The 14,743-nt window shown below is 69.8% G+C and carries 9 protein-coding genes; 8 read left to right on the top strand and 1 reads right to left on the bottom strand.

The window, feature by feature from the left end; genetic code table 11:
• Nucleotides 1-653 precede the first annotated feature (653 nt).
• The 6 genes from J7520_RS00835 (at nucleotide 654) to J7520_RS00810 (ending at nucleotide 10,174) form a co-directional block, all read left to right on the top strand.
• Nucleotides 654-4,667, top strand: coding sequence for a S8 family serine peptidase (locus tag J7520_RS00835; protein WP_291182808.1), 4,014 nt, complete (start codon nucleotides 654-656; stop codon nucleotides 4,665-4,667).
• 334 nt (nucleotides 4,668-5,001) lie between these two features.
• The gene (locus tag J7520_RS00830) at nucleotides 5,002-6,009 is read left to right on the top strand and encodes a sulfate ABC transporter substrate-binding protein (protein WP_291182806.1); all 1,008 of its coding nucleotides are present in this window, start codon (nucleotides 5,002-5,004) and stop codon (nucleotides 6,007-6,009) included.
• Between the two features lie 30 nt (nucleotides 6,010-6,039).
• On the top strand, nucleotides 6,040-6,879 hold the full coding sequence (gene cysT / locus J7520_RS00825) for a sulfate ABC transporter permease subunit CysT (protein ID WP_291182804.1): 840 nt from the start codon (nucleotides 6,040-6,042) through the stop codon (nucleotides 6,877-6,879).
• A 7-nt stretch (nucleotides 6,880-6,886) separates the two neighbouring features.
• On the top strand, nucleotides 6,887-7,750 hold the full coding sequence (gene cysW / locus J7520_RS00820; RefSeq protein WP_291182802.1) for a sulfate ABC transporter permease subunit CysW: 864 nt from the start codon (nucleotides 6,887-6,889) through the stop codon (nucleotides 7,748-7,750).
• A complete protein-coding gene (gene cysA, locus J7520_RS00815) occupies nucleotides 7,747-8,775 on the top strand; it encodes a sulfate ABC transporter ATP-binding protein (RefSeq protein ID WP_291182800.1) in 1,029 nt (342 codons plus the stop codon). The genes cysW and cysA overlap by 4 nt, the downstream gene beginning before the upstream one ends.
• A 79-nt stretch (nucleotides 8,776-8,854) precedes the next feature.
• Complete coding sequence (locus J7520_RS00810) at nucleotides 8,855-10,174, top strand: M12 family metallo-peptidase (protein WP_291182798.1); 1,320 nt, start codon at nucleotides 8,855-8,857, stop codon at nucleotides 10,172-10,174.
• Between the two features lie 147 nt (nucleotides 10,175-10,321).
• Here the strand turns inward: J7520_RS00810 and rocF are convergent, their stop codons facing one another.
• The gene (gene rocF / locus J7520_RS00805) at nucleotides 10,322-11,242 is read right to left on the bottom strand and encodes an arginase (protein WP_291182796.1); all 921 of its coding nucleotides are present in this window, start codon (nucleotides 11,240-11,242) and stop codon (nucleotides 10,322-10,324) included.
• A 71-nt stretch (nucleotides 11,243-11,313) separates the two neighbouring features.
• Between rocF and J7520_RS00800 the strand changes: the two genes are divergently transcribed.
• Together J7520_RS00800 and J7520_RS00795 are read left to right on the top strand one after the other, a co-directional pair.
• Entirely contained in the window at nucleotides 11,314-11,487 is a 174-nt protein-coding gene (locus tag J7520_RS00800; protein ID WP_291182795.1) for a hypothetical protein, read from the top strand.
• Between the two features lie 66 nt (nucleotides 11,488-11,553).
• Entirely contained in the window at nucleotides 11,554-14,712 is a 3,159-nt protein-coding gene (locus J7520_RS00795) for a M36 family metallopeptidase (RefSeq protein WP_291182792.1), read from the top strand.
• Nucleotides 14,713-14,743: the final 31 nt, after the last annotated feature.

Below are 14,743 nucleotides of genomic sequence, written 5' to 3'. Positions count from 1 at the left end.
TGCATCGCGGCGGACGGAGCGACACGGCCTCGTCGTCCGGTCGTCAGTCGACACCCGCGCTCATTCGTCGCTGCGTGATGCGAATCGCCGCGGCGCCGCCGTCGGAAAAACGAAAGACCCCTCGCGGGGTCTTTCGAATGGACGCCGCATCTGGGAGCGGCCTTCGACGAGCTTGGGGGACTCGCCGTGGTTCTGAGGGAAACCGGCCTCACGACGTCCAATGGACCTTAGACCGCGAGCACCGGACGACGCCATTGGACAATTGCGCCGCGAAACAACAGTTCGCTGATCCTCTCGCCCCGAACGCATCGTCCGCTGGAAACGAGCGAGGAAACGTCCTCTCTTCACGCCGCTATTCGGCGTTCCGTGCGCATCGCTGAACGAAATCGCGCCGAACGGTCCGGCACCGGGACGAACCTTCGCTTTCGTCTAGTTTCCTGGCGCATCGCGAGCGAACGCCCAGTGTTTGGCGCGCGGCACGCCGGCTATGGTCGGAGGCGTCGCCTGATGCGAAATCCCTCTCGCGCTGCAGTCGCGCCGCGAAGATTTCGAGCTCGAGCGCACGGACATCGTTCGCATGTCCGCAAACGGCGCGGAGTCTCGCTCGTCCGGAGGCACGCCTCGCCGCCTCGTTCCCTTTGGAGTACTTCGCGATGTCCAAGAACGCATCATCCTTCAACGCCGTTCTGGCGGCCGCGATCGCTGCGGCGATCGCCACCGCCGGACTGGCCGTCGACACGCGCATCGCCGAGGCGTCGGCGATCACGCTGACGGCCAAGCAAGCGGCGCGCGGCACCTACATCGTGCGCTTCGCCGAAGCGCCGCTGGCGACCTATCGGGGAGGCGTCGCCGGGATCGCCGCGGCGCCGCGGCAGAGCGTCGCCGGCCGTCCGGCGAAGCTCGACGTGCGTGCGCCGCAGAGCCTGGCCTACGTCGCCCATCTCGCCGAGAGGCAGAACGCCTTCCTGAGCACCGCCGGTGCCGCATTGAAGCGTCCGCTGCAGGCGAAGTTCACCTACACCCACGCGCTCAACGGCATGGCGCTCGAGCTGACGGCCGAGGAGGCCGCACAGCTGGCGAAGATGCCCGGCGTGGTTTCGGTCAGGAAGTCGCAGGCGCGCAAGTTCGCCACCGACTCCGGACCGGCCTGGATCGGCGCGCCGTCGGTCTGGCAGGGCACCAGCACCGGCGGCCTTCCGGGCACGCAGGGCGAAGGCATGGTGATCGGCGTGATCGACACCGGCATCAACTTCGATTCGCCGTCGTTCGCCGCCACCGACGCCGACGGCTATCGACACGTCAATCCGCTCGGCGCCGGAACTTATCTCGGCACCTGCGCCGCCGGCGGCGTCGACGAAGGCCGGTGCAACGACAAACTGATCGGCGCCTACACCTATATCGGCACCCTGCCGCCCGGTTCGCCCGACGTCGCCGACACCGCGACCGACCATGCGGGACACGGTTCGCATACCGCCAGCACGGCAGGCGGCAGCCACGCCCAGGCGACGACGGCCGACGGTGCGACCGTGGCGGTTTCCGGCGTAGCGCCGCGCGCGAACGTGATCATGTACAAGGTCTGCTTCGCGCCGCCTCCGAACTACGGCGGCACCTGCACCGACGACGCCACCGCGGCGGGGGCCGACCAGGCCGTCGCCGACGGCGTCGATGCGATCAATTTCTCCATCAGCGGCGGCACCGATCCGTGGGGCGACGACACCTCGGTGGCGTTCCGCAATGCCGTCGAAGCCGGCATTTTCGTCGCCACATCCGCGGGGAACACGGCGAACGACGATCCGAATCCGGCCCGCCCGGGGACCGTCAATCACATCGAACCGTGGACGATCACGGTCGGCGCCTCGACCCATGACCGGTTCTATTCGAGCGTGCACGTCGAAGTGCCCGGCCTGGGCACGTTCGCCGGCGCCAACGGCGCCGTCGACGAGGATGGAGCCCCGGCGTACACCGGTCCGGTGACTGGCCCGCTGGTGGCCAGTACGGACGACGCGACCGCGTGCACGTCGTTCACGCCGCCGCCGTCCACACCGGCGAATTTCATCGCCGTCATCCGCGCAGGCTGTACGTTCTCGGACCAGATCAACAACGCCGAAGAGGCTGGCGCCGCCGCGGTGGTCGTCTACCACATTCGCGCCGCCGCGCCGTTCGTGATGTACATGCCGGGTACGACGATTCCGGCCCTGATGATCTCGCAGGAAGACGGCGAGGCGCTCACGACCTACATGCAGTCGCACGCCGGCGCGACTGCGACGGCCGACCTGACTGCACCGCCGACGTTCGATCACGTGGCGGCCTACGGCGACATCATGGGGAGCTTCAGTCTCCTCGGACCCGCCGGCGGCACGACGTCGCCCTGGGATCTGCTGAAGCCCGAGATCAGCGCCCCGGGGCTCAGCATCCTGGCCGCGGTTTCCGGAGATGCCGGCGCGTACGGTTTCATGCAGGGGACGTCGATGGCAGCTCCGCACGTCACCGGCTCCGGTGCATTGCTGCGCGCGCTGCATCCCGACTGGACGCCGATGGAAATCAAGTCGGCGCTGATGCTGACGGCCAGAAGCGGTGTGCGCAAATACAACGCGTCCGCCGCCAGCGACCCGTTCGACCGCGGCGCCGGCCGCGTCGACCTGACGCGCGCCGCCGCCTCGCCGCTGGTCATGAACGAAACCGCGGCGAACATGGAGGCGGCCGATCCGGCCGCCGGCGGCGACCTCTCCGCGCTGAACGAACCCAGTCTTTCGAAGGCGGCCTGCGCCGGCACCTGCACCTTCACGCGCGTCTTCCGCAACCCGACCGCCACGGCGCAAAGCTTCACGGCCGCGGTGCAGCCAAGCAACGGCGGCGCGTTGAGCGGGACCGTGGCGCCGGCCAGCTTCACCGTGGAGCCCAATGCGACGCAGTCGGTGACGATCACCATCGACGTCGGCGCGGCGGCGGTGAACAGCTGGTCGTTCGGCGAGCTCGCGCTGACGCCGACGTCGGGCGACCCGCTGACCCTGCCGGTCGCGGTGCGCGCATCGGATCAGGCCGCGACCGGTCCGCGCATCGAGCTCACGCCGACCGCACTGGACAGCAGCCAGGGGCCGAACGAAACGCAGACGCGGGCGTTGGCCGTGAGGAACACCGGCGGCGCACCGCTGACCTGGACCGTGGGCGAGCAGCCGGCGAGCGTGACCTTGTCGGTGGCCGATCGCGTATCCAAAGCAGGCGCCGTCCCGGCGCTGCCGCCGGCGGCAGCCGGCGGCGAGGAAGTGAACCTGCAAGTCGACGTCGGTCTCGGCAGCCATGTGCTGGGCGTCGACTCGGGCACGCCGGTGATCTTCCTGAATCGCTTCACGCCGGCGGTCGCGGATCTGCCGTTCACGCTCGACCGCGTCGACGTGGAATTCCTCGGCGGTCTGGACGGCGGCGGTGACGGCGCCGTGATCGGCGAGAAGTTCGACGTCTACGTCTACCAGGACGACGACGAGGACCCGAGCAACGGCGCGACCCTGCTCGGCTCGGTGAAGAACGTGGCGGTGTCGGTGCTGGATGCGTTGCAGAGCGTACCGGTGCCGGGCGGGATCGCCGTGAGCGGTCCGGGCGACGTGCTGATCGCCGTAGTGGCGCGCGATGCGACCGGCGGCAGCCCGGCGACCTTCGACGACGGTCCGGGCGTCGGCCGCAGCTGGCTCGGCACCGACTTCGAGGCGACCATCGGCGATCCGCCGGACCTGTCGGCGGTCGCCCTGCAGAAACCCGAGGAACTCGGCATCGACGGTTTCGAGGCGTCCAATCTCGTCCTGCGCGGTCACGGCGTCCGCGGTGGCGCGGGTGTCTGCACGGCGCTGGCCGACGTGCCGTGGCTGAGCGCGGCGCCGGCATCGGGAACGACGGTGGCGAGCGGCAGCAGCGAGGTCACCGTGACGTTCGATTCGACCGGCCTGGCGGCGGGGAAATACAGCGCGAACGTCTGCGTCGGCAGCAACGACACCGAGCATCCGATCGTCGCGGTGCCGGTCAGCATGACCGTCACCGGCGGCGGCGATTCGTGCAGCGCCGCGGATACGATCTTCTGCAATGGCTTCGACGGCAAGGGCGGCGGCGCGTTCGAGCAGCCGGTGCAGGATCCGGGTTTCGAGGCCACCGAAGAAAGTCAGGGTCCGAACCCGAACTGGACCGGCGTCGACGACAACGACGCGGATGGCACGCCATTCTGGAAGCCGAACCCGCTGGCCCGTTTCGAAGTACACGCCGGCGACTACGGTGCCTGGGGCGGCGGCTGGGGCGAAGCGAGCAGCCAGCACTGGCTGCAGAGCGTGACCATCGCCGGCGGCGGTCCGCGCTATCTGAACTTCTGGCGCAAGGTAGGGACCTTGCCGGTCGGCGGGACGGCGACGCTGAAGGTCTCGATCGACGGCACCGAAATGTGGACGTTCGACATGCTCGCCGCGCAAGTGGACACCGAGTGGGTCAACGTGTCGGTCGACGTCTCCAGCTACGCCGACGACGCGGCGCACGAGATCCGCTTCGACTATGCGGCCACCGGCAGCGCGGACGGCGACGTCTACGTCGACGACGTGACCGTCGACGCGGCGCCTCCGACATCGCGGCGCGGTCCGCCGCAGCGGCCGGCCGTCCACGGCGCGGATGCCGGCAAGACCCGACGACACTGAACCGCGGGTTCGACGGTTCGACGGTTCGGCGGGGAGCCTCGGCTCCCCGCTTCGTTTGCTTCGCCGATCCCGGCGCGCGCACGGTGCCCGGCGTGACGTTTCGCGCGCGCGGCGTATCCGGTGTGCTTCCTTCGACATCAGGGTGGCGCGGCAGAGGGCCGATGCGCCATGCGGCAGGGCCCCGCGGTTCTTTCGGTCGGCGCCGCGTGCGCTCCTCCGTCCGAGAAACATACCTGCCGGCATGACCAGATGCTCACGCGCCATGCCGCGGTAACGCCACGCTAACGATTTCACTGCCAGACTGTCCCGCATCGACTTTCCGAAGGGGATCGCCATGCGACGCACCATCGCCGCCGTTTTCGCGTCCGCGCTTTTCGCGCTGGGAGGACTGGCCCACGCCGACACCACGCTGCTCAACGTCTCCTACGACCCGACGCGCGAGCTGTACCGCGAGTTCAACGCCGCGTTCGCCGCGGAGTGGAAGCAGCAGAGCGGCGAGGACCTGAAGATCAACCAGTCGCACGGCGGCTCCGGCAAGCAGAGCCGCAGCGTGATCGACGGGCTCGAGGCCGACGTCGTCACGCTCGCGCTCGCCTACGACATCGACGCGCTGCACGAGCACGGCGACCTGGTGCCGGCGGACTGGCAGAAGCGCCTGCCGGACAACAGCGCGCCGTATACCTCCACGGTCGTGTTCCTGGTGCGCAAGGGCAATCCGAAGGGCATCAAGGACTGGGACGACCTGGTCAAGCCCGACGTCGGCGTGATCACGCCGAACCCGAAGACCAGCGGCGGCGCGCGCTGGAACTACCTCGCCGCCTGGGGCTACGCGAAGAAGAAGTACGGCGGCGACGCGGCCGCGCAGGAATTCGTCGGCAAGCTGCTGAAGAACGTGCCGGTGCTCGACACCGGCGCGCGTGGCGCGACCACCACTTTCGTCGAGCGCGGCCAGGGCGACGTGCTGCTGGCGTGGGAGAACGAAGCGCTGCTCGCGCTGGCCGAAGGCGGCGGCAAGGGACAGTTCGAGATCGTCGTGCCGTCGATCAGCATCCTCGCCGAACCGCCGGTGACGGTGGTCGACAAGGTGGTCGACAAGCGCGGTACGCGCAAGGTCGCCGAGGCGTACCTGAAATATCTGTATTCGCCGCAGGGCCAGGAGATCGCGGCGAAGAACCACTACCGCCCGCGCGACGCGGCGGTGGCGGCGAAATACGCGAGCACCTTCCCGAAGGTGCCGCTGTTCACGATTGACGAAGTCTTCGGCGGCTGGCAAAACGCGCAGAAGACCCACTTCGCCGACGGCGGCACGTTCGACAAGATCTACGTGCCGGGTGCGAAGTAAGGGTCCGCTTTCGACGAACGGAGCCCGCCCATGCGTCCACGCTGGCGCCGCCAAGCGCTGCCCGGCTTCGGTCTGACCTTCGGAGTCTGCGCCAGCTACCTGTTCCTGATCGTGCTGATTCCGCTGGCCGCGCTGGCGCTGAAGTCCGCCACGCTGGGGCCGGCCGAGTTCTGGAACGCGGTCGCCTCGCCGCGCGCGCTGGCCTCCTATCGCGTCACGTTCGGCTGCGCGGCGCTGGCCGGCCTGGTCAACCTGGTGCTCGGGCCGCTGCTGGCGTTCGTGCTGGTGCGCTACCGTTTTCCGGGCCGCAAGCTGGTCGACGCGCTGGTCGACCTGCCGTTCGCGCTGCCGACCGCGGTCGCCGGCATCACCTTGACCAAGCTGTACGCGCCGAACGAACCGCTCGGCGCGTGGCTCGCCAGTCTCGGCTGGAAGGTCGCCTACACGCCGAGCGGCATCACCGTGGCGCTGATCTTCGTCAGCCTGCCGTTCCTCGTGCGCAGCGTGCAGCCGGTGCTGGAGCAGCTCGATCCGGACATCGAGGAGGCCGCCGCGACGCTCGGCGCGGGGCGCCTGACCACGTTGTGGCGCGTCGTGCTGCCGGCGCTGTGGCCGGCGATCCTGGCCGGCTTCGCGCTCGCGTTCGCGCGCGCGATCGGCGAGTACGGCTCGGTCATCTTCATCGCCGGCAACATGCCGATGGTGTCGGAGATCGCGCCGCTGCTGATCACCGGCAAGCTCGACCAGCACGACTACGCCGGCGCGACCGCGATCGCGGTGGTGCTGCTGGTCACCTCGTTCGTCGCGTTGATCGCGATCAACCTGCTGCAGCTGTGGACCGTGCGGCGACGCTCGGCGGACACGCGGTGAGCCGGCGATGAGCGCGCACCTGCCACGCAAGTCGTCCGTCGCGCTGCGCGATCCGCGCTGGCTGCGCTGGAGCCTGCTCGCGATCGCGCTGGCCTTCGTCGCGCTGTTCCTGGTGCTGCCGTTGCTGGCCGTGTTCGGCTACGCGTTCGAGAAAGGCCTCGACGTCTGGCGCGCGGCGGTCGTCGACGAGGAGGCGCGCGCGGCGATCCGCCTGACCTTGCTGGTCGCCGCGATCGCGGTGCCGCTGAACACCGTGTTCGGCGTCGCCGCCGCCTGGCTCGTCACGCGCTACTCGTTCCGCGGCAAGGGGCTGCTGGTCAGCCTGATCGACCTGCCGTTCGCGGTCTCGCCGGTGATCGCCGGCCTGATCTACGTGCTGCTGTTCGGCAAGCAGGGCTGGCTCGGGCCGTGGCTGGCCGACCACGACGTCAAGATCATCTTCGCCGTGCCCGGCATCGTGCTGGCGACCACCTTCGTCACCTTCCCGTTCGTCGCACGCGAGTTGATTCCGCTGATGCAGGCGCAGGGCGGCGACGAGGAACGCGCCGCGATCACGCTCGGCGCGTCCGGCTGGTCGATGTTCTGGCGCGTGACGCTGCCGAAGATCGGCTGGGGCCTGCTCTACGGGGTGATCCTCTGCAACGCGCGCGCGATCGGCGAGTTCGGCGCGGTTTCCGTCGTCTCCGGACACATTCGAGGCTTGACCAACACGATGCCGCTGCACATCGAAGTGCTCTACAACGAATACCAGCGCACGGCCGCGTTCGCGGTCGCTTCGCTGCTCGCGCTATTCGCCTTGCTGACTCTGGTGCTCAAGCAGATCGTCGGCTGGCGCATGCGGCGCATCGCGGCGACGGAGCCGGACGCATGAGCATCGACGTCGCCGACATCCACTACGCCTACGGCTCGGCGCCGGCGTTGCGCGGCATCGACCTCAGCATCGAGTCGGGCGAGTTGCTGGCCCTGCTCGGGCCGTCCGGCTGCGGCAAGACCACCTTGCTGCGCATCGTCGCCGGGCTCGAATTTCCGCAGCGCGGCCGCGTCGCGTTCAACGGCCGCGACGTGACCGACGTCAGTGCGCGCCAGCGTCACGTCGGCTTCGTGTTCCAGCACTACGCGCTGTTCAACCATCTGTCGGTGTTCGAGAACGTCGCCTTCGGCCTGCGCGTGCGGCGCTGGCGGCTGCGTCCCAAGCGTGACGAGCTGCAGCGCAAGGTGCGCGACCTGCTCGACCTGGTCCAGCTCGGCGACTTCGCGCACCGGTTGCCGGCGCAATTGTCTGGCGGCCAGCGCCAGCGCGTCGCGCTGGCGCGCGCGTTGGCGGTCGAGCCGGAGATCCTGCTGCTCGACGAGCCGTTCGGCGCGCTCGACGCGCGCGTGCGCGGCGACCTGCGCCGCTGGCTGCGCGGCCTGCACGATCGCATCCACGTGACCAGCGTGTTCGTCACGCACGATCAGGAGGAAGCCTTCGAGCTGGCCGATCGCATCGCCGTGATGAACCAGGGCCGCATCGAGCAGCTCGCCGATCCGCAGACGCTCTACACGCAGCCGGCCAGCCCGTTCGTCTGCCGCTTCCTCGGCGAGGTCAACGAGCTGCCGGTCGCGCTGCACGCGCGCTGGAGCGGGCACGACGAGGCCGACGTGACCGCCTTCGTGCGCCCGCACGATCTGGACTTCGTTCCGGCTGCGGCGGGCGGCGCGCGCATCGAGTCGGTGCGCGATCTCGGTCCCACCGTGCGCATCGAGGCACGCCATCCGGCGCTGTCCGCGCCGCTGGTCGCGATCCACGAGCGCGGCCGCTTCGGCGGCAGCGGGCTGGCGGCCGGGCAGGCGGTCGCGATCGAGGCGCGGCGCTGGGTGTTGTTCCGCGGCGAGCAGGCGGTAACGGAGGCTTGACGCGTCTTTCACGCCGGATCGACGGAACTGCGCGCGAGGATCTGCAAGCGTCCGCGCGTACACTGCGGGAATGCCCACCATGCACAGATTGCTCGCCCTCGCTCTCCTCGCCGCCGCGTCGAGCGCGCACGCCTCCGATGCGGCGATCACGCTCGACACGACGCAGCGCGCGCGCCTGGCGACGTCCGCCGTCGGTTCGCAATTCGTGCTCGACGGCGTGCCGGACGGTTACGGCGGCCAGGCGAACCTGCGTTTCGAGCGCGTCGAGGTCTACGCACCCGGCGCACGCCTGGTGCGCGTCGACGCCGCCGGCGAGCACGAGCTGCCGCGCAGCCGGCGCGTGCACTGGATCGGGGTGGACGCGGCGGGCAGCGTGCGTGCCAGCCTGTCGTTCGACCCCGGCTTCGAGCGCATCGTCGGCAGCGGTTCGTCGCCGGCCGGTGCGTTCGTCTGGAGCGGCGAGCGCGACGGCGATCGGCTGCGCCTGCGCGCGCGGCCGTTGGCGTCGGCGCTGCCGGCCGGCGTGGTGCCGGAGATCGTGCCCGGCGAAGACGGTATCGCCAGCGGCCAGCCGTTTCCGGATGCGCTGAGCCTTGCGCTCGCCGGCCAGGTGCCGGCCGGCAGTCCGCGCTCGGCGGTGGTCGCGATCGACACCGACAACGAGTTCCTCTTGCGCCGCTTCGGCAACGACGCCTCCGCGGCGAGCGACTGGATCGGCGATCTGTTCGCGACGATGAACGTGATGTACCTGCGCGACCTCAACCTCAGCCTGCAGCAGGGCACCACCTACCTGCGCACGACGCCCGATCCCTACACGGTCACCACGACGCCCGCCGACGGCGGCAACTTGAACGAATTCGGCAGCTACTGGCAGAACAACTACGCCGGCATACCGCGCAGCTTCGCGGCGCTGCTCTCGGGCAAGTCGAGCAGCGGCAATTCCGCCTCCGGCATCGCCTGGATCAACGCCTACTGCCGCAAGCCATCGCAGGGCGGCAGCTACAGCGTCAACCAGGTGTTCACCAACGCGCAGATCCCGGTCGCCTACTCGGCGCGCATCGTCGGCCACGAGCTCGGCCACAACTTCGGCGCCTACCACACGCACTGCACGAACGTGTCGACCGGCGCGGCGCCGAGCGCGAGCAACACGATCGACCGCTGCTTCAGCGGCGCCTCCGGCTGCTATTCCGGTGCGACGAGCTGTCCCAGCTCCGGACCGGGCGCGCCGGCCGGCTCGATCATGAGCTACTGCAACCTGATCGGCTGCGGTGCGAACGGCCAGAACGTCTTGCAGTTCCACCAGACGCAGGTGACGGTCCTGTCCGCGCTGATCGCGCAGAACACGCCCTCGTGCATCGCCGCGAGCGCCGACGAGATCTTCTCGAGCGGATTCGACTGAGCCCGGCAAGGCGCGATCGGACCGGCGGGGCCGTGTTCGCGAAGCGCCTTCGGGCAGCCGGATGGCAGCCGAGCCAGGATTCGGGGAAAACGGACATCGTCATTCCAGCCTTCGCGGGAATGACGACGTTTCGGAGATACCGCCCGCTCAGTCGCGCATCAGCGTCGACTTGCCGAACAGGCTCTCCACCAGGTCGACGGCGAGCAGCGCGGTCTGGTTACGCACGTCGAGCGCGGGATTGAGTTCGACGATGTCGAGCGAGCCCATGCGGCCGGTGTCGGCGATCATCTCCATGCACAGCTGCGCTTCGCGGTAGTTCGGCCCGCCCGGGATGGTCGTGCCGACGCCGGGGGCGATCGACGGGTCGAGGAAGTCGACGTCGAAGCTGACGTGCAGATGGGTGTTCGCGTCGAGCCCTTCGAGCGCTTCGGCCATCACGCGCATCATGCCGATCTCGTCGATGTAGCGCATGTCGTAGATGTCGAGATTGGCTTCGCGCACCAGCCGTTTCTCGCCGGGATCGACCGAGCGGATGCCGATCTGGCGGATCGCGTCGGTGGCGAGCATCGGCGCGGCGCCGGCGAGTTCGGTCAGCTCGCGCGGGCCGTAGCCGCACAGGCAGGCGACCGGCATGCCGTGCACGTTGCCGGACGGCGTGATGGTCGAGGTGTTGAAGTCGGCGTGCGCGTCGAGCCAGAGCACGCGCAGGGTCTTGCCGCGTTCGCGGCAGTGGCGCGCGACCGCGCCGATCGAGCCGATCGCCAGGCAGTGGTCGCCGCCGAGCAGGATCGGCAGCCGGCCGCCGTCGAGTTCGCCGCCGACCGCCTGCGCCACCGCGCGATTCCAGGCGACGACTTCGGCAAGGTGCCGGTAACCCTGCTCGGGCGGCTGCCACGGATTGGCCGGGCCGGGGAGATTGCCGCGGTCGGTCACCTCCAGTCCGCGCGCGCGCAGCGCGTCGGCCAGCCCGGCGACGCGCAAGGCCTCCGGGCCCATCACGGCGCCGCGGTGGCCGGCGCCGATGTCGGTCGGCGCGCCGATCAATGAAATCGGGGGATAGCTGTGCATGGCGATGGAAAGTCGGGCCGGGACGTGGATCGCGACTCGTCGGGAGCGGTTCCGACGATGCGCGAGCGCGCATGATCGACGAATTCGGGCATCGCGTCACGCTTCGCCCGCGTGCCCGGCGTCACGCTCCGAATCCGCTTCGACGACGGCGTGATCCCGGTTCCGTCGTGCCCGTTGCGGCGGTGCAGCGGGAATGGAGCGCCGAGCGCGACTACGATCCGCTACGTACGACAATCGCCGGATGAGGCGGCCGTCTCGTCCGGATCGCAGTTCGTCTCGTAGAAAAGGGGCAGCGCATGAAGGTCGCAAACGTGACGTCGTCGCGGAAGGCATTGGCGTTGGCGGTACTGATCATCCTCGGTGCGGGAACCGCGGACGCCGCGGAACGTGCCGGACGAACCACCGAGCCGCTGCGGCTCGACTCCCAGCCCGGCTGGCTGGACGACGGCGCCGCCGACGGCCAGATCGCCGCGCCCGCCGACGCCGCCGACGCCGCCGGCGAGGCCAAGGCCTCGTCGAAAGCCGATCGCGCGGCGATCGTCGAGAGCGCACGGCGGGCGCTCGGACAGCGCGGCCACGCGGCCGCGAAAGCGATGTCCGGTGACTTCGGCGACGCCGCGGTGCGCGTCCACGCCACCGCGCAAGGCCCCTACATCGTGCAGTTCCCGCAGTCGGTCGACGGCGTCGAAGTCTACGGCGCGCGCGTCAACGTGCTGCTCGATCGCTCGCTCGCCGTCCGCGCGATCACCGGCGGCGTCGCCACTTCGCCGATCGAAAGCGGCGGCTTCCGCCGCGACGCCGCCAGCGCGCTGAAGTCGGCCGCCGGCGCGGTCGACGGCCTGCTCGCGGCGAGCGCGCTGCGCGAGGTAATCAAGGACAAGGCGCCGTATCGCTACTTCGAACTGGATCGCTCGCCGACCTTCGCGCCTGGCCGCGCCGCACGCATCAAGCCGATCTGGTATCCGGCCGCGAGTGGTCTGCTGCCTGCCTACTCCGCCGAATTCCACGGCAGCCGCCCCGGCGAGACGCGGCCGGTCGCGCGCGCGGTGATCGTCTCGGCCGACGACGGCCGCGTGCTTGCCGACGTCGATCTGGTGCGCGATCACGCACCGTTCGCCTATCGCGTCTTCGCCACGCCGCAAGGGCGGCCGTACAACGATCCGTACGGCTTCACCACGCCGCATCCGACCGGCGTGCCGGACGGCTGGCGTCCGACCGTGCCGGCGCCGATGAACCTGGTCAGCCTGACCGACGCCGGCATCAGCACCGGCGATCCGTGGCTGCCGGACGACGCGACGGAAACGGTCGGCAACAACGTCGACGCCTTCTTCGGCGCCGACCTGGTCGACGACGACGGCCGCTGCAACGGCATGGGTCTCTACAGTCTCTACGACCCGACGAAAGGCGACCTGCGCGCGACGCTGACCGGTCCGCGCACGTTCGACTACGCCTACGACGCCGACGACTCGCTGCACGACTTCGTGCAGTGTCCGCCGCCGGACTACGTGGCGCAGCCGATACCGCCCGCCTCGGCGCAACTGCAGGCGAAGGCGGTGCAGTTCTTCTACATCGGCAACTGGCTGCACGACTACTTCTACGACCTCGGCTTCGACGAAGAAGCCGGCAACATGCAGCAGGACAACTACGGCCGCGGCGGCGTCGGCGGCGATCCGCTGCTGCTGGTGACCGGCGGCGCGCACCCGGTCACCGCGACCTCACTGGAGGGCGAGTCGCCGCTGATCACGATGGGCAACTCGCGCTACAGCCTGTCGCGCCGCGACACCGCCGCGTTCGATCTGTCGATCATCGGCCACGAGTGGACGCACGCGATGATGGCGCGCCTGTCGCAGAGCTGGCTCTACACCAGCCAGGCCGGTGCGCTGGGCGAAGGCAGCGGCGACTTCATCGGCCAGATGCTGGTCCTGCGCGGTCAGGATCGCAATGCGTATCCCGGGCGTCCGCCGTTCTCCGGCGCCTACCCTCCTGGCGCCTACACCAATCTCGACTACGACGTCGACTACGACGCGCTGCCGCCGGCCGGCTCGCCCGGCTATGCGGACAACGCCTACTACTACGGCACGCGCCGGTTCCCGTTCTCGCCCGACCTCGCGGTCAATCCGCTGACGTTCAAGCACGTCAGCCTCGATCATCCGCTGCCGCCGTCGCCGCATGCGAACGACTGGCTCGGCCGCTCCCTGTTCAACGCGGAGACTCACTCCGCCGGGGAAATCTGGGCGATTTCGATGTGGGAATGCGCGCGCAACGTCCTCGCCGCCAAGCCGCCGGCGCGCTTCGAGCAGACGCGCCGGCGCTTCCTCGGCGACGTCGTCGCCGGCTTCAAGCTGCTTGCGGGCGAGACCACCTTCACCGAGGCGCGCGACGCGATGTTGTTCGCGATCCGCGCCGACAACGAGGCCGACTACCGCCGCTGCCGCGCCGGCTTCGCCAAGCGCGGCCTGGGCGCCGGCGCGGTCTCACCGGAGCGCTATTCGATCACTCTGAACGGCGCCATCGAAAGCTTCGAGGATCGCGAGTACGCGCTGAGCATCCTCGACACCCGCCTGGTCGAGGTCTCCGGCGGCGACGGCGACGGCGTGCTCGATCGCGGCGAATCGGGCCGCGTCGAGATCACGCTGCGCAACAGCGGCTTCTCGCCGCTGCGCCGAGTCGGCGTGCGCGTCGACGCGGCGCGCGCGGATTTCGACTTCCCCGGCGGGCGCCGGAGCGGCGAGATCGAACTGGCGCCCGGAGCGACCGCGACGGTGGGCATCGACGTGCGGGTGGCGAACGGGCACGGCGACGTCGAGCTGCCGCTGGCGATCAGCGCGCGCGACCGCCAGCGCGCCGCCGCGCAGGCGAGCGCCGCGCCGCGCTTCCGCGTCAACTACGATCTCGTGCGCGATCGCGTGGTCGACGAAGCCTCCTTCGCGCCCACGTTCGCCGTCGACTGGACGCTCGGCAGCAGCGAGGCGTACCCGCCGGGCTGGTGCCTGTTCGGCTGCGACCTGCAATGGCAGCGTGGCGAGCATCTCGGCGAGCCGGCCTACGTGATCCGCGACGACGGACACATCGGCTTCGACGCGACGCTGGAAGGGCGCGAATTCCTCGTCTCGACGACGGACCCGCTGCGCATCGCGTTGCGCCACGACTACCTGTTCGATCGCGCGCCGGGCGACCCGATGCTCGACGGCGAGGGCATCGGCTACCTGCAGGTCGGCATCGACGGTGGCGACTGGGAAGACGTCGGCACGTACCTGGTTTCCGGTCCGGTCGCGTTCGAGGGCCGCTCGAACGGCTGGCGCGACGACACGCTGGACTTCGGTACCGCGTTGGCCGGGCATCGCGTGAAATTCCGCTGGACCGAATTCGTCTCGCGCAGCTGGACGCCGTCGTCGGCGTTCTGGGCGATCGCGCGCATACGCATCGACGGCGCGAGCGAACCGATGTTCAGTCGCGTCGTCGCGCAGTGACATCCGGCCGCCGAAACGATCGTTTCCCCGC

The sequence above is a fragment of the Dokdonella sp. genome, assembly GCF_017744955.1.
Taxonomy (GTDB): Bacteria; Pseudomonadota; Gammaproteobacteria; order Xanthomonadales; family Rhodanobacteraceae; genus Dokdonella_A.
Note: the sequence above shows the minus strand (reverse complement) of the source record. Positions and strands in the feature narration are given on the sequence as shown.